Annotated in this window: 9 protein-coding genes; 5 read left to right on the top strand and 4 right to left on the bottom strand. The window is 72.5% G+C overall.

Annotation, left to right across the window (positions count from 1 at the left end; translation table 11 throughout):
• The first annotated feature begins 333 nt into the window (after positions 1-333).
• Positions 334-2,994 (top strand): ATP-dependent DNA helicase, encoded by a 2,661-nt coding sequence (locus tag ACFYYH_RS11865; RefSeq protein WP_388549175.1) that lies wholly within the window; start codon positions 334-336, stop codon positions 2,992-2,994.
• Between the two features lie 183 nt (positions 2,995-3,177).
• On the opposite strand, the gene ACFYYH_RS11860 is transcribed toward ACFYYH_RS11865, so the two are convergent.
• Both ACFYYH_RS11860 and ACFYYH_RS11855 read right to left on the bottom strand, forming a co-directional pair.
• Positions 3,178-4,935 (bottom strand): M23 family metallopeptidase, encoded by a 1,758-nt coding sequence (locus ACFYYH_RS11860; protein WP_388549172.1) that lies wholly within the window; start codon positions 4,933-4,935, stop codon positions 3,178-3,180.
• 236 nt (positions 4,936-5,171) lie between these two features.
• Positions 5,172-6,011: an esterase/lipase family protein gene (locus ACFYYH_RS11855; protein WP_388549679.1), complete on the bottom strand. Its 840-nt coding sequence runs from the start codon at positions 6,009-6,011 to the stop codon at positions 5,172-5,174.
• 443 nt (positions 6,012-6,454) lie between these two features.
• On the opposite strand from ACFYYH_RS11855, the gene ACFYYH_RS11850 reads away from it, so the two are divergent.
• A complete protein-coding gene (locus ACFYYH_RS11850; protein WP_388549169.1) occupies positions 6,455-6,868 on the top strand; it encodes a cobalamin B12-binding domain-containing protein in 414 nt (137 codons plus the stop codon).
• Positions 6,869-7,010: 142 nt separating this feature from the next.
• On the opposite strand, the gene ACFYYH_RS11845 is transcribed toward ACFYYH_RS11850, so the two are convergent.
• Both ACFYYH_RS11845 and ACFYYH_RS11840 read right to left on the bottom strand, forming a co-directional pair.
• A complete protein-coding gene (locus tag ACFYYH_RS11845; RefSeq protein WP_388549167.1) occupies positions 7,011-8,840 on the bottom strand; it encodes a DUF5691 domain-containing protein in 1,830 nt (609 codons plus the stop codon).
• A 51-nt stretch (positions 8,841-8,891) separates the two neighbouring features.
• A complete protein-coding gene (locus ACFYYH_RS11840; protein ID WP_388549165.1) occupies positions 8,892-10,247 on the bottom strand; it encodes an SWIM zinc finger family protein in 1,356 nt (451 codons plus the stop codon).
• Positions 10,248-10,420: 173 nt separating this feature from the next.
• Here ACFYYH_RS11840 and ACFYYH_RS11835 point away from each other — a divergent pair, with 173 nt between their 5' ends.
• Genes ACFYYH_RS11835 through ACFYYH_RS11825 form a run of 3 tightly spaced genes read left to right on the top strand, consistent with a single transcriptional unit; the run spans position 10,421 to position 15,332 of the window.
• The gene (locus tag ACFYYH_RS11835; RefSeq protein WP_388549162.1) at positions 10,421-11,542 is read left to right on the top strand and encodes an AAA family ATPase; all 1,122 of its coding nucleotides are present in this window, start codon (positions 10,421-10,423) and stop codon (positions 11,540-11,542) included.
• The gene (locus ACFYYH_RS11830; RefSeq protein WP_388549159.1) at positions 11,539-14,130 is read left to right on the top strand and encodes a DUF5682 family protein; all 2,592 of its coding nucleotides are present in this window, start codon (positions 11,539-11,541) and stop codon (positions 14,128-14,130) included. The genes ACFYYH_RS11835 and ACFYYH_RS11830 overlap by 4 nt, the downstream gene beginning before the upstream one ends.
• Positions 14,127-15,332: a VWA domain-containing protein gene (locus tag ACFYYH_RS11825; RefSeq protein ID WP_388549157.1), complete on the top strand. Its 1,206-nt coding sequence runs from the start codon at positions 14,127-14,129 to the stop codon at positions 15,330-15,332. Before ACFYYH_RS11830 ends, ACFYYH_RS11825 begins: the two co-directional genes overlap by 4 nt.
• The last annotated feature ends 191 nt before the right edge of the window (positions 15,333-15,523 follow it).

Genomic DNA, 15,523 nt, shown 5'->3' with positions numbered 1-15,523 from the left:
TCGGACGGGGCTTTCGGTCACACCGTGTGATCGAGTGGCTGCCGTGCGGCGGACGCCCCTTCGCCGGGCGGCCGACGTGCAGTCGCCGGGCGGCCGACGTGCCTCTGCCGGGTGGCCGAAGGGCCTCCACCGAGCGGTTGACGGGCCTCCACCGGGCGGTTGACGGGCCTCCACCGGGCGGCGGCGCACCTGCCCGGGGGCGGCGCGCACCCGCCCGGCGCCGGAGACTTCCCACGCCGTGCGCGGACTGTCAGTGCGGCGGCCTAGGCTCTGTCCGTCGGTCTTCACGGGCCCATGAAAGACCGGCCGGACAGCGCCTAGACTCGGAGAGCGATGAGCAGCCTCTTTGACGACAGTTTCCTGGCGGATCTCCAGCCCTCCGGCGACGAGCACCCACCGCCGCCCGAGGACCACGACGAGCATGCCCGGGAGGCGGTGCCCGAAGATCTCTTCGAGGGCGCGTTCGACGTGCCGCCGCGCGATCCGTACCACCGGGGCGGCTCGCCGCGTACGGTCGTGGACCCCGCCGCACTGCTCGAAGGGCTGAACGAGGAGCAGCGCGCCGCTGTCGCGCACACGGGTTCGCCTCTGCTCATCGTGGCCGGCGCCGGCTCGGGCAAGACCCGGGTCCTGACCCACCGGATCGCGTATCTGCTGGGCAACCGCAGGGTCCACCCCGGCGAGATACTGGCGATCACCTTCACCAACAAGGCCGCGGGCGAGATGAAGGAGCGCGTCGAGCAGCTCGTCGGACCGCGCGCCGGGGCCATGTGGGTGATGACGTTCCACAGCGCCTGTGTGCGGATCCTGCGGCGCGAGTCCAAGCGGCTCGGATTCACCTCGTCGTTCTCGATCTACGACGCGGCCGACTCCAAGCGGCTGATGGCCCTGGTCTGCCGCGATCTGGACCTCGACCCCAAGCGGTATCCGCCGAAGTCCTTCAGCGCCAAGGTCTCGAATCTGAAGAATGAGCTGATCGACGAGGAGACCTTCGCCGACCAGGCCGCCGACGGCTTCGAGAAGACGCTCGCCGAGGCGTACCGGATGTATCAGGCGCGGCTGCGCGAGGCCAACGCCCTGGACTTCGACGACATCATCATGACCACCGTCCATCTGCTCCAGGCGTTCCCCGATGTCGCCGAGCACTACAGGCGCCGCTTCCGCCATGTGCTGGTGGATGAGTACCAGGACACGAACCACGCCCAGTACACGCTCGTACGCGAGCTGGTGGGCCCCTCCGGCGAGGGCCAGGACCCCGCCGAGCTGTGCGTGGTCGGTGACGCCGACCAGTCCATCTACGCCTTCCGTGGCGCCACCATCCGTAACATCCTCCAGTTCGAGGAGGACTACCCGGACGCGACCACCATTCTGCTGGAGCAGAACTACCGCTCCACGCAGACGATCCTCAGCGCCGCCAACGCGGTCATCGAGCGGAACGAGAGCCGCCGCCCGAAGAACCTCTGGACCAAGGCCGGCGCCGGCGCCCAGATCACGGGCTATGTCGCGGACACCGAGCACGACGAGGCGCAGTTCGTCGCCGACGAGATCGACCGGCTGACCGACGCCGGCGAGGCCAAGGCCGGAGATGTCGCGGTCTTCTACCGTACGAACGCGCAGTCCCGTGTCTTCGAGGAGATCTTCATCCGGGTCGGCCTGCCGTACAAGGTCGTCGGCGGTGTGCGCTTCTACGAGCGCAAAGAGGTCCGCGATGTGCTGGCCTATCTGCGGGTGCTGGCCAACCCGGAGGACAGCGTTCCGCTGCGCCGCATCCTCAATGTGCCCAAGCGCGGCATCGGGGACCGCGCGGAGGCCATGATCGACGCCCTCGCGCAGCGGGAGAGGATCACCTTCCCGCAGGCGCTGCGCCGGGTGGACGAGGCGTACGGCATGGCCGCCCGCTCGGCCAACGCCGTCAAGCGCTTCAACACGCTGATGGAGGAGCTGAGCACGGTCGTCGAGTCGGGTGCGGGGCCCGCGACGGTGCTGGAGGCCGTGCTCGAACGGACCGGTTATCTGGCGGAGCTTCAGGCCTCGACCGACCCGCAGGACGAGACCCGTATCGAGAACCTCCAGGAACTGGCCGCGGTGGCGCTGGAGTTCGAGCAGGCCCGCGCGCAGGCAGCCGGGGCGACGGGCGACGGCACCGACGACGGTACGGGAGCGGCCGCGGGTACGACGGATGCCGCTGGTGCTGGTGCTGGTGCGGGCGGGGGCGCGGACGCGGACGCGGGCGCCGACGCGGGCACGGCGGGTGGCGGTGCGGCGGGCGGTGACGGAGGCGCGGCGGGAGGCGCGGCCCCGGCCGCCCCGGCCGCCCCGGCCGGCACGCTCGCCGAATTCCTGGAGCAGGTGGCGCTCGTCGCGGACTCCGACCAGATCCCCGACGAGGACGAGGAAGGCTCCGGTGTCATCACGCTGATGACCCTGCACACCGCGAAGGGCCTGGAGTTCCCCGTGGTGTTCCTGTCGGGCATGGAGGACGGCGTCTTCCCGCACATGCGCGCGCTCGGTCAGACGAAGGAGCTGGAGGAGGAGCGGCGGCTGGCGTACGTCGGTATCACGCGCGCCCGTGAACGGCTCTATCTGACGCGCTCGTCGATGCGGAGCGCCTGGGGCCAGCCCTCGTACAACCCGCCCTCACGGTTCCTGGAGGAGATCCCGGGACACCATCTGGAGTGGAAGCGGACCGGAGCGCAGATTCCGGCCGGTCCCACGGCCGGGATCGCGTCCTCGCTGTCCGGAGCCATGTCGGGGTCCGGGGCCGGATCTTCGCGCTCCAGGTCCGGTGGCCCTTCGGGCTTCGCCACCCGCCGTACGAACGACAAGCCGGTGATCTCCCTGGCGGTCGGCGACCGTGTCACACACGACCAGTTCGGTCTGGGCACGGTGACGGCGGTGACGGGGACGGGCGCGGACGCCCAGGCGACGGTCGACTTCGGGGACACCAAGCCCAAGCGCCTGCTGCTGCGTTACGCACCGGTGGAGAAGCTCTAGCCGTCCTGCCGTCCCGCCGGCCCGGGATCCCGGGCCGGAACAGAAAGCGGTGAGCCCCTCGGTCCAGGACCGAGGGGCTCACCGCTTACCGTTCACCGCTGGGCAACCGTGCGCATGCCCATGCGCATCCGCGAATTCGCTACGCGTGGAGGCTCCGATGGGGCCGAGGCCCTCGGTCTGGTCCTAGGTCGGGTCGAGGCCGTGGCTGCGGAGCCAGGACAGCGGGTCGATCGCAGAGCCACCGGCGGGACGTACCTCGAAGTGCAGATGGGGGCCGGTGGAGTTGCCCGAATTCCCCGAATAGGCGATCACGTCACCGGCCTTGACCGTACCGGACCGGATCTTCGTGCTGCTGAGGTGGCAGTACCACGTCTCGGTGCCGTCGGGTGAGGTCACGATGGCCATATTGCCGTAGGCGCTGTTGTACTGCGTGCGTACGGTGCCGTCGGTCGCGGCCATCACCGGTGTGCCGTACGAGACCGGGAAGTCGATCCCGGTGTGCACGGACATCCAGTTGACGCCAGCCTGGCCGTAGTAGGCGCTGAGACCGTGCAGGGACACGGGAAGGGCGAACTTGGGGCGCAGGGCCTCCTTGCGGGCGGCGTCCGCGAGGCGCTGCTTGCGCTCCGCCTCCTGCCGCGCCTTGAGGTCGATGCGCTCCTGCGTACGGCTGGCGCGGTCACCGAAGTCACGTGCGTCCGCGCTGAGGGCGGCGAGCTGGGTGTCCAGCTTGTTGTTGGCGGCGACCGGCTTCACGGAGCCGGGGTCGGCGGCCGTCGCCGTAGTCTTCGTGTCGTCCTGGGCCTCTTCCGCGCTGAGGCCGCCGACCGAGGCGGCGGCGATCCCCGCGACGCCCATTACACAGGCGGAGGGGACGGCGACGGTGAGGAGCGCGGAGCGTTTGGCGGGGGTGCGGCGGCGGCCACGGCTGCCGTTTCCGCCTCCGCCGGCCCGGCGTCCCGGGCGGGACGTCACCGGTGCCACGGTTATGGCGGGCACGGTCATGGTCGGAGCCATGTGCAGCGAATCGACCGCGGGGTCGAACTCGAACTCGGCGTCGGCCCCCGCCTGGTCACCGGTGCGGTCCCGGTCGTCGGCCTCGTAACCGGTCGCCGCGTCGAAGCCGTGCTCGGCGTCGGCGCGTTCAGGTTCGGGCCCGGGGGCGCCGTACTCGGCCTCGGGGTCGTAGGAGGCGTCGGCGTCGTACGAGCTGTTCGTGCCGTACTGGCCATCGGGGCCGTACTGGCCCTCCGGGGTGTACTGCCCCTCGGCGTCGTAGTGGCCCTGCGCCGGATCGGGCGCCGTCCCGGCCGAGTTCCACCCGGTGGCGTCGAACGCGCCGGTCTCGAACGAGGGCGCCACCCACAGCGCGGTCGGTTCGTATCCGACGGGCGCGGTCCTGAACTGCTCCGCGTCGAACGCGGCGGTCTCGAACTGCGCGGCCTGCGCCGGGTCGAACGGTGCCGTCAGGATCTGGCCCGACGCGTCGTAGCCGAACGGCGCGTTCTCGAACTGCCCTGGGTGGCCGGTGCCGTTGAGCTGGTTCGCCTGGTTCGCCTGGTTCCAGGAGTCGGCGTCCCACTGGCCCGTCATGTCCGGCTCGGAGGCCTGGGCCGGGATGTCCGCCGACGGCTGATAGTCCGTCGACTGCTGGTAGTCCCCCGAGGGGTGGTACCCGGTACCGCTGGTGGTGACGTCCGCCCACTGGCCGCTCGTGTCGTACTGCGGCGCGGCGTACGCGTCGTACCCGGCGCTCTGGTGCTGATGCGCGCCGTTGTCCCACTGGCCGCCGGCGTCGTACTGCGTCTCGTACGGCCCGTTGGGGGCCGGAGCGCCTTCATAACCGCCCGGCAGGGAGCCGAAGAGCGGGTCAGTCTCATAGCTGCCGGTCTGGTAACCGTCGTATGCGGCGTACCCGGCGTGGGCGTGCTGGTCGTTCACCAACTTCTCTCTCGCCTCGGCAGCAGAACCAGGGTCTGGGAAATCCGGTCCTGTGTGGAGAGGATCCCAGAGGGAAAGCAGTGGCCGCGACTGTACCCGGCGGTATGCGACGGCGACAATCTTCCGCAGGGTTTGGGATTTACGGAAACGGGCATTCGGCCGTGTTTCGGCGGACGGCGGGCACAGGCTTGGCCGTACGTTCGAAGGGTGTTCGAGTGGGCGAGGCGTTTCCCGGGTCAGGCGACGGACGCCGGCCCGTCGCTCCCGGACCCCTCGGCGAGCTCGCTGCCGGAGCCGAGATCGGGCAGAAAGTCCGATTCGAGAATCTGCCGGACACCGGCCGCGACCGCGGGGTGCACCGGGAGGGTGAGATGGCCGAGACCGCTCACACGGACGTTCTGCGTGAAGAGATCGGGATGCTCGATGCGCGCCGCCTCCACCGGGTCCATGAACTGGTCGAGATCGCTCCAGAAGCTCGCGAACCGGGTGCGGCAGCCGGGCGCGGGCATGCGCAGCTCCTCGATCAGGGCCGATCCCGGGCGCATCTGCCGCACCACGGGGTGCGCGTCCGCCAGCGGCACGGCGGTGGTGCCCTCGTGGGGTGTACCGAGCGTGACCAGGGCGCGGATCCGGAGGTCACCGCCCAGACGCTGTGCGTAGTAGCGGGCGATCAGACCGCCCAGGCTGTGCCCCACCACATCGACCTGACGGTGGCCGGTACGGGCACAGATCTCCTCGATGTGCCTGCCGAACAACTCGGCGGCCGTGCGGATGTCGAAGGTGAGCGGTGAGTAGTTGAGCGAGATCAGACGCGTCCAGCCGTGCCGTGAGAGGGAGCGGCGCAGCATCACGAAGACGGAGCGGTTGTCGACGAAGCCGTGGAGGAGCACGACGGGGGGCCGGGCGCGGCCCTCGGTGGGGAGCTGAGGGGTCTCGGGTGGCAGAGGGGCGGCACGGCGCTCCTGGATGATTCCGGCCGGGTAGAGCACGAGGTGGCCGGTCAGGATGGCCAGATCGATCGCGCTGGCGCGGAGCAGGGCGGCCGGGGGCGTCGTCACCTGGCATACGCGGCTCATCTGGCGCAGCAGTGGAGGCAGGAGCGGAGAGAGCGGAAAGAACGGCGGAATGTGCATGGCCGACCTCCGAACGGCACCCGGGAGGCGGCTCTGACGCCCGCGTGCCCTCATGGGGCGCCGCTCACGGCGGTTCGGGTCGCGGCCGACGTGCTCGAACCGGCGGACGAGCGCCTCCACCGCACCGCCGCCCGGCGGTCCGGTGGAGCCGCGCCCGTATGGCGGCTCCTCTGCGGCTCCCCTTGCGGTTGTCCCGACCCGGCCCTACGGCCGAGTGGTACCGGAACACCGCAAAGCGAACATGTCCCACGTGTGATTTCCCCCTCGCCGACCGCCGCGAAACAGCCGGGTACGGGATGCTGTGGATAACGTTCGTTCACCTCTCCGGGCCAGGCGGGCGCGGGGACCCGTGCCAGTGACGGCGCAGTCGGTATGTGGAGGCAGTGATGGGTGTGACCGGTCCGATCCGCGTGGTGGTGGCCAAGCCGGGTCTCGACGGCCACGATCGCGGGGCCAAGGTGATCGCGCGTGCGCTGCGTGACGCGGGTATGGAGGTCATCTATACAGGGCTCCACCAGACCCCCGAGCAGATCGTGGACACCGCGCTCCAGGAGGACGCCGACGCGATCGGGCTGTCCATCCTCTCCGGAGCGCACAACACCCTCTTCGCGAAGGTGATCGAGCTGCTCAAGGAGCGGGACGCGGAGGACATCAAGGTCTTCGGCGGCGGTATCATCCCGGAGGCGGACATCGCCCCGCTGAAGGAACTGGGCGTGGCGGAGATCTTCACCCCCGGCGCGACGACGACCTCGATCGTCACCTGGGTCAACGAGCACGTCCGCCAGCCGACGGACGTGTGACACCCGGCCGCCGTCGGGGCGGGACCACCGGTGCGCACCAGGGCCGGAGCCCGGCCTGATGAGGCATGCCGGGTACGGCTACGGCAGGCGGGCAGGCGGGCAGGCGGGCAGGCATCCGAACCGGTACGGCCGCGGCCGGCCGCTACGGCGCTGACGGCTCGGCCGGTACGGGCGATATCGGCGGCAGCGACGGTTCGGCGGGTCCTGCGGGTCCTGCGGGTCCTGCGGGTTCGGCAGGTTGGGCGGGTTCTGCCAGTTCCGCCAGCATCGCCGCGCGCAGGCGCAGGGTGGAGACCAGACGCTGGAAAGCCTCCGACCAGTAGCCGCCCGCGCCCGGCGAGGCGTCCTCGGACTCGTCCGGAGTCGCCGTGAGCAGCTCAAGCCGGCCCGCCTCCGCGGGGTCGAGGCACCGCTCGGCGAGTCCCATCACTCCGCTGAAGCTCCAGGGGTAACTGCCCGCGTCCCGGGCGATGTCGAGCGCGTCGACGACCGCCCGGCCCAGCGGCTCCGCCCAGGGGACCGCGCAGACCCCGAGCAGTTGGAACGCCTCGGACAGACCATGGGCCGATATGAACGCGGCGACCCAGGAGGCCCGTTCACCGGACGGCAGCGTCGCGAGCAGTTTCGCCCGCTCGGCGAGGGACGGGGTGCCGGGGCCGCCCTCCCGGGACGCCACGGGTGTGCCCAGCAGCGCGGCGGACCAGCGCGCGTCGCGCTGCCGGACGGCCGCCCGGCACCAGGCGGCGTGGAGTTCGTCCGCCCAGTCGTCCAGGACGGGCAGTGCGACAATCTCCTCCGGAGTGCGGCCTCCGAGCCGGTCCGGCCAGATGCTCAAGGGGGCGGCCTCGACCAACTGGCCCAGCCACCAGGAGCGTTCGCCCCGCCCGGAGGGCGGTGTCCTGACCACTCCGTCGCGCTGCATGTCCGCGTCGCACTCGTGCGGGGCCTCGACCACGATGACCTGGCCGCCGCCCGTACGGTCCATGCTCACGCAGGTCGCCGCCCGCGCCGCCATCCGTCCCGCGAACGCGGAACGCGGCAGCGCCGAGAGCAGCTCGGCCGCCGTGGAACGGACATTGCGGCTGCGGTCCGACAAGGCCCGCTCCAGGAAGGGTTCGTCCGCCCCGGACAGCCCGGTCCGCAGGGAGTCGAGGAACATCAGCCGGTCCTCGGCGCGCTCCGCCGGCCAGGTGGAGCCCAGCAGGGCGAGGGCCGCCGCCCCGTCCTGGGCCCGTACGGCGCCGAGCAGGGCGATCCGTTCGGCGAACAGGCCCTCCTCCCAGAACTGCCGTACGGCCTCGGCGTCCCGCACATCGGGCAGCAGCGAGCCGCCGGAAGCGCCGCGCAGGGCGAACTTCCACTCGGGATTGAGCCGGGCGAGCCAGAGTCCGCGCGGCCCCGCGAACGCCAGGGCCTGCGGGCGCAGATCGGTGCGCGCGCGGGCCGCGTCGAGAAGCGCCGGGAGTACGGGGGCGGGGGCGCCATAGCCCTGTTCATTGGCGACGGCCAGCCACTGGGGGAGCAGCTCGGTGAGGTCGGGCGCCGTACCACGGCGCCCTCCGCCGCCCGAGGGGGCCGACCGGTCGGTGAGCAACTGCCCGAGCCGTCTCCTGGCCGGCTCGGGCAGCAGCCGGCGCCCGTCATGGGGCGCGGGAGCGGGACGGGCGGCGGCGGGCGCGGGGAGAAGGCCCGCCCTGCGCCGGACGGTGTGGAGGGCGGCGGCGTCCAGCAGGGCGACCGGCGCGTCCTGGCCGGGCGTCATGATCTCCGCGGGCGGGGTGCGGCGGTCCGTACCGAGCAGCGCCGCGGTGACCAGCCCTTCCCAGGCGGTCGTCCCGTCGTGCGCGCCGCCGGTGGTGCCCTCCCCTCTGCCGGTCGAGTGGGTCGAGCCGGTCGCGTGGGTGGTGCCCGTCGTGCCGGTCGTCATGGGCGTGGGGGTGGGGGTGGGGGTGGGGGTGGTGGAGCTTGTCATCGGGTCCTCCGTCCGTGCATCGGGTCCTCCGAAGGTGCGCGTGCGGCGCGGTCAGGTGAGCGGGACCGTCCCCGGTATGTCCTCGGCCCAGGCCGCGAGCGGATGGAAACCGCGGTGGCCGCACTCCCCGAAGACCGTCACGGGCCCGCCGCCGGAGACCGCGGCCAGCTTCCACAGCCCGGGGTGCCCCAGCGCGGCGGGAGCCACGGGCAGGGCAGAAGCGCCGTCGGCGTCGGCCACTTGCCAGCCGCCGCCCGCCTCGGGCACGGGGATGACATCCCGCAGCGTCACCGGCCACGCGTCGAGCCACGGGTCGTCCCGCAGCGCGACGCCGTACGCCTCGACCGCCGCTGACGTGGATCCGCCCGGCGGCGGCTCCTGGATCGGGCCGGGCACACCGAACTGCCGCCCCCAGTCGGCCCGTAGCTGCCCCGCCCCCGCGTGCGGGGTGACCTCGGCGTCGATCACCAGACCCACCGGCAGCCCCAGCTCCGGGGACCGGCCCGCGGCACCGAAGGAGAGCAGCAGCGCCGAGCGCCCCGACTCCCGTCCGTACAGCCGGATCCTGCGGGTGACCAGCTTGCCGTCCGAGGAGTCGTACTGGGCGAGGATCAGCCAGTGGTCCCTGACCGGAGCGCTCTCGACGGGCGACGGGAGGCCCACCCGGGTGCGGACCGTCGTGGCCAGGGACTCCGGCAGCCGGTCGAGCCCCTGCCAGCCCGCGTTCAGCAGATGCAGCAGCGCGGACTCCTCCAGCAGCCGCACCGGCCAGCCGGCCCCCGAGCCCGGGATCGCCCCCAGCTCCCGCACCCGGCCCGCCAGCCCCGGTGCCTGCGCGTCGACCATCCGGGCCGCCGTCTCCTCCCACAGTCCGTACCCCGACTGCTCCGCCGCCGCCAGCCCACCACGCAGCAGGTCCGTCAGCCGCTGCTCCAGCTCCGACGTCCCCGCCGTGATCCGCGCGGCCCTGCGCTCGGCCCTGCGCCGCGCGGCCTCGGGATCGGCCGTCCTCGCCGGTCCGTCCCCGCCCGCCGGTCCGCCGGCCGTCTGCTCCTCGCTCCGCTTCCTGCGTCCTTCGAGCCACTCCTCGGCCCAGTCCGGCGCCTCCGCCTGTCCTACGGCCTTCTCGTCGGCCGCCCAGAGCAGCAGCAGTCCGAGCGCGTGCTTGCACGGGAACTTCCGGCTGGGGCAACTGCACCTGTACGCGGGCCCCGTGGTGTCGACCACCGTCTGGTACGGCTTGCTGCCGCTGCCCTTGCACAGCCCCCACACGGACCCGGTGCCACTGGCGCCCGCGTCCGACCACGGTCCTGCCGTGCCCAGTCTGTTCCCCGCCTTGCGTGACGCCGCGTCAGGAGCCAGAGCCAGCACCTGTTCCGTCGTCCAGCGCACCCCCGTTGGATTCATGACCACGACGTTAGGACCCCCCACTGACAATCGCCCTGACCTGCGTATTCGAGGCCGTCCCTGTCCCGGCTCAGAGAGCCCGGACCCCCTCTCGGGGGCCGTCGGCGGCCGATTGTCAGTGGCGTGGTGCACCGTGGAATCCACATCCGGCCGAACGATCTGGAGGGGGATCCATGACCGTGCCCGAAACCACCGCAGCCACCGCCACCACGGGAGGCGAGGCGCTGCGTCCGCACGCCGAGGACGCGTTCGCCGACGAGCTGAAGGCCCTGGCCGCGGCCGACGACCGGCAGCGGCCCGCGAGATGGCGGCTGTCGCCCTGGGCCGTGGCCACCTATCTGCTCGGGGGCACGCTGCCCGACGGCACGGTGATCACACCGAAGTACGTGGGCCCGCGGCGGATCGTCGAGGTCGCGGTCACCACCCTCGCCACCGACCGCGCCCTGCTGCTCCTCGGGGTGCCGGGCACCGCCAAGACCTGGGTCTCCGAGCATCTCGCGGCGGCCGTCAGCGGTGACTCCACGCTGCTGGTGCAGGGCACGGCGGGCACACCGGAAGAGGCGATCCGGTACGGCTGGAACTACGCGCAGTTGCTCGCCCACGGCCCCAGCCGCGGCGCGCTCGTGCCCAGCCCGGTGATGCGGGCCATGTCCGAGGGCATGACCGCCCGGGTCGAGGAACTGACCCGTATCCCCGCCGATGTGCAGGACTCGCTCATCACGATCCTGTCCGAGAAGACGCTGCCCGTCCCCGAGCTGGGACAGGAGGTGCAGGCCGTCCGGGGCTTCAATCTGATCGCCACGGCCAACGACCGCGACCGCGGGGTCAACGACCTCTCCAGCGCGCTGCGCCGCCGGTTCAACACCGTCGTCCTGCCGCTGCCCGCCACGCCCGAGGCGGAGGTCGACATCGTCTCCCGGCGCGTCGACCAGATCGGACGCTCGCTCGACCTGCCCGCAGGACCCGAGGGCATCGACGAGATCCGCCGGGTCGTGACGGTCTTCCGCGAACTGCGCGACGGCGTCACGACCGACGGCCGTACGAAGCTCAAGTCCCCGTCGGGGACGCTCTCCACGGCCGAGGCCATCTCGGTCGTCACCAACGGCCTGGCACTCGCCGCCCACTTCGGCGACGGCGTGCTGCGGCCCGGGGACGTGGCGGCGGGCATTCTCGGCGCGGTCGTCCGTGACCCGGCGGCGGACCGCGTGATCTGGCAGGAGTACGTCGAGACGGTGGTCCGTGAGCGTGACGGCTGGAAGGACTTCTACCGCGCCTGCCGCGAGGTGAGCGCATGACCGCGTCCACGCCGGTGCGCACCGCTTCCCCGGCCGCCGCCGGGTCCGCCGCGGCGGCCGGCCCGGGGGCGGCGGCACCCGCGGCCGCCGGCGCCGTCCGGCGCGGTCCGCTGCTGCTCGGGGTCCGCCACCATGGGCCGGGGTCCGCGCGGGCGGTGCGGAGGGCGCTCGACGCGGCGGGGCCGCGCGTCGTGCTGATCGAGGGGCCGCCCGAGGGCGACGCGTTGCTGGCGCTCGCCGGGGACGAGGCGATGCGCCCGCCCGTGGCGCTGCTCGCGTACGCGGTGGACGATCCGGGACGGGCCGCGTTCTGGCCGCTGGCCGCCTTCTCCCCGGAGTGGATCGCGATCCGCTGGGCGCTCGCCCACGGCGTACCGGTGCGGTTCATCGATCTGCCCGCGGCGCACTCACTGGCACAGCCCACGGAGGACGGGCCCGAGCACGAGCCCGTGGGCGGGCCCGAGGAGGCGGACGGATCCGCGGAGGTGGACGGATCCGAGGATGGGCACCAGGCCGGGGACGAGCCCGGCGCCGGCGCTCGGGCCGATGCCGACGGGGTGCGGATCGATCCGCTCGCGGTACTCGCCGAGGCCGCCGGATACGACGATCCTGAGCGCTGGTGGGAGGACGTCGTCGAGCACCGGGGCCCCGGCCGCGCCGACGACCCCTACGCGCCGTTCGAGGCGGTCGCCGAGGCGATGGGAGCCCTGCGTGAGGAGTACGGCGCGGGCGGCCACCGGCGGGATCTCGTCCGCGAGGCCCATATGCGTATCCACCTGCGGGCCGCCCGCAAGGAGTTCGGTGACGAGGGCGTCGCGGTCGTCTGCGGTGCCTGGCACGTCCCGGCGCTGGCGGAGAAGACCACCGTCTCCGCAGACCGCGCGCTGCTGAAGGGGCTGCCCAAGGTCAGGGCCGAACTGACCTGGGTGCCCTGGACCCACCGCAGGCTCGCCCGGCACAGCGGTTACGGCGCGGGAATCGACTCGCCCGGCTGGTACGGACATCTCTTCGCCGCTCCCGACCGTCCCGTGGAGCGATGGCTCACCAAGGTCGCGGGCCTGCTGCGGGAGGAGGACCGGACCGTCTCCCCCGCGCATGTGATCGAGGCGGTCCGGCTCGCCGAGACCCTGGCCGCGATGCGCGGTCGTCCGCTGGCCGGTCTCACCGAGACCATCGACGCCGTACGGGCCGTGATGTGCGAGGGGTCGGACATACCGCTCGGGCTGATCCAGGACCGGCTGATCGTCGGGGAGGCGCTCGGGGAGGTCCCCGACACGGCGCCCGCCGTGCCGTTGCAGCGTGATCTCACCCGGCTCCAGCGCTCGCTGCGGCTCAAGCCGGAGGCCCTGGAGCGCGAGCTGGACCTCGATCTGCGCAAGGAGACCGACACGGCGCGCAGCAGGCTCCTGCACCGGCTGCGGCTGCTGGGCATCGGCTGGGGCGAGCCCGCCACGGGGCGGGGAAGCACCGGCACCTTCCGGGAGAGCTGGCGGCTGCGCTGGGAACCCGAGCTGTACGTACGGGTCGCGGAGGCGGGCGTGTGGGGCACCACCGTGCTCTCGGCCGCCACCGCCAGAGCCGAGTCCCAGGCCGCGTCCGCGACCTCGCTCGCCGAGGTCACGGCCCTGGCCGAGCGCTGTCTGCTGGCCGAGCTGCCCGATGCGCTGCCCCTGGTGATGCGGGCCCTGGCCGACCGCGCCGCGCTGGACGCCGATGTCGGCCATCTCGCGCAGGCGCTGCCCGCGCTCGCCCGCTCGCTGCGGTACGGGGACGTACGGTCCACCGACACGGCGGCGCTCGGGGAGGTGGCGGCCGGGCTCGCGGAGCGGATCTGTGTCGGTCTGCCGCCCGCCTGCGCCGGTCTGGACGCGGACGGCGCCGCCGAGATGCGCGGCCACCTCGACCGTGTCCACACGGCGATCGGCCTCCTCCCGGACAGCCGCGACCCGGACAGCCGTGACCACGACAGCCACCACCCGGACGGCCGTGACCACGACCGCGTTCGGGAGCGCGCCCACGGCCGGGATCTCACCGGGCGCTGGGAAGCCGTTCTGCGCAAGCTCGCGGAGCGGGACACCGTGGCCGGGGTGATCAGAGGGCGGGCCGCACGGCTGCTGCTGGACGACGGACGGCTGGGGGAGGACGACGCCGCGCGGCTGATGGGCCTCGCCCTGTCGCCCGGCACCCCGCCGGCCGACGCCGCCGCCTGGATCGAGGGCTTCGTCGGCGGCGCGTCCGGCGGAGGCATGCTCCTGATCCACGACGAACGGCTGCTCGGCATCGTCGACGGCTGGCTGAGCGGAGTGCCGGCCGATTCCTTCACCGGTGTGCTTCCCCTCCTGCGCCGCACCTTCTCGGCGTACGAGCCGGGCGTACGCCGCACGCTGGGCGAGCTGGTCCGGCGCGGGCCCGCCGCCGGGCGGCCCGCGCGGTCCGGGGCCGTCGCGTCCGGCTTCGGCGCGGGGCTCGACGAGGCACGGGCGGACGCCGTACTGCCGGTGCTGCGGCTGCTGCTCGGACCTGCCCGGACCGCCGGACAGGACCAGGACCACGACCAGGACCACGACCTCACGGGGGTGACGGGATGACCGGGGAGACGGCGACCGGGAAGACGGTGACCGGGGACAGCGCCGCGGACGAGCGGCTGCGCCGGTGGCGGATGGTGCTCGGCGGGGAGAGCGCCGACGGGACGGGATGCGCGCTCTCCGGCGGGGACGCGGCGATGGACGGCGCCCTGTCGGCGCTCTACGGCGCGGGCAAGGAGCGCGGCGCGGGCGGCCGCTCGGCCGGGCTCGGTGCCTCCGCGCCGTCCGTGGCGCGCTGGCTCGGGGACATCCGTACGTACTTCCCCAGCTCCGTGGTCCAGGTGATGCAGCGCGACGCGATCGACCGGCTCGGTCTCTCCGCCCTGCTGCTGGAACCGGAGATGCTGGAGGCCGTCGAGGCCGACGTCCATCTCGTCGGCACCCTGCTCTCGCTCAACAAGGCCATGCCCGAGACGACCAAGGAGACCGCCCGCGCCGTGGTGCGCAAGGTGGTCCAGGACATCGAGAAGCGGCTCGCCACCCGCACCAGGGCCACCCTGACCGGCGCGCTCGACCGGTCCGCGCGGATCAGCCGGCCGCGCCACCGGGAGATCGACTGGGACCGTACGATCCGGGCCAATCTCAAGAACTACCTTCCCGAGTACGGCACGGTCGTCCCCGAGCGGCTGATCGGCTACGGCAGGGCCGCGCGGTCCGTGAAGAAGGAAATCGTCCTCTGCATCGACCAGTCCGGGTCGATGGCCGCCTCCGTCGTCTACGCCTCGGTCTTCGGCGCGGTCCTCGCGTCGATGCGTTCGATCGCCACCCGGCTCGTCGTCTTCGACACGGCCGTGGTCGATCTCACCGACCAGCTCGACGACCCGGTCGACGTCCTCTTCGGCACCCAGCTCGGCGGCGGCACGGACATCAACCGCGCGCTCGCCTACTGCCAGTCGCGGATCACCAGGCCCGCCGACACCGTGGTCATTCTGATCAGTGATCTCTACGAGGGCGGCATACGGGACGAGATGCTGAAGCGGGTCGCGGCCATGAAGGCCTCGGGCGTCCAGTTCGTGGCGCTGCTCGCGCTGTCCGACGAGGGAGCACCGGCGTACGATCGGGAGCACGCGGCGGCCCTCGCGGCCCTGGACGCACCGGCGTTCGCCTGTACACCGGACCTCTTTCCTGACGTGATGGCCGCGGCGATCGAGAAGCGCCCGATCCCCGTGCCGGACAGCGATCAGCCGAGTGTGAGACTCATGTGACAGGTATCACCGCTCAGGTGTGATCCGCGATTTAGGGACCCACGGCCCTCGGGGATAACCTGCGAGACGGACATGCCGCGTACCGGACAGAGCGAGTACGCCTCCCTCAGTGACAGCGCAGTCACGTTGCCCTTCGCGGCACGCCCACGCAGACAACGAACCCGCGATCACCAGGCTGCGGTTTAAAAGAC

Origin of the sequence: Streptomyces sp. NPDC002018, from assembly GCF_042890865.1 — a bacterium.
In the GTDB taxonomy this organism is placed as follows: domain Bacteria; phylum Actinomycetota; class Actinomycetes; order Streptomycetales; family Streptomycetaceae; genus Streptomyces.
Note: the sequence above shows the minus strand (reverse complement) of the source record. Positions and strands in the feature narration are given on the sequence as shown.

Excerpts from the sequence above, each read along its gene's own strand:
- ACFYYH_RS11840 (WP_388549165.1), bottom strand. The coding sequence starts at position 10,247 with ATGAATCCAACGGGGGTGCGCTGGACGACGGAACAGGTGCTGGCTCTG.
- ACFYYH_RS11855 (WP_388549679.1), bottom strand. The coding sequence starts at position 6,011 with ATGAGCCGCGTATGCCAGGTGACGACGCCCCCGGCCGCCCTGCTCCGC.
- ACFYYH_RS11835 (WP_388549162.1), top strand. The coding sequence starts at position 10,421 with ATGACCGTGCCCGAAACCACCGCAGCCACCGCCACCACGGGAGGCGAG.
- ACFYYH_RS11830 (WP_388549159.1), top strand. The coding sequence starts at position 11,539 with ATGACCGCGTCCACGCCGGTGCGCACCGCTTCCCCGGCCGCCGCCGGG.
- ACFYYH_RS11825 (WP_388549157.1), top strand. The coding sequence starts at position 14,127 with ATGACCGGGGAGACGGCGACCGGGAAGACGGTGACCGGGGACAGCGCC.
- ACFYYH_RS11845 (WP_388549167.1), bottom strand. The coding sequence starts at position 8,840 with ATGACAAGCTCCACCACCCCCACCCCCACCCCCACCCCCACGCCCATG.
- ACFYYH_RS11865 (WP_388549175.1), top strand. The coding sequence starts at position 334 with ATGAGCAGCCTCTTTGACGACAGTTTCCTGGCGGATCTCCAGCCCTCC.
- ACFYYH_RS11850 (WP_388549169.1), top strand. The coding sequence starts at position 6,455 with ATGGGTGTGACCGGTCCGATCCGCGTGGTGGTGGCCAAGCCGGGTCTC.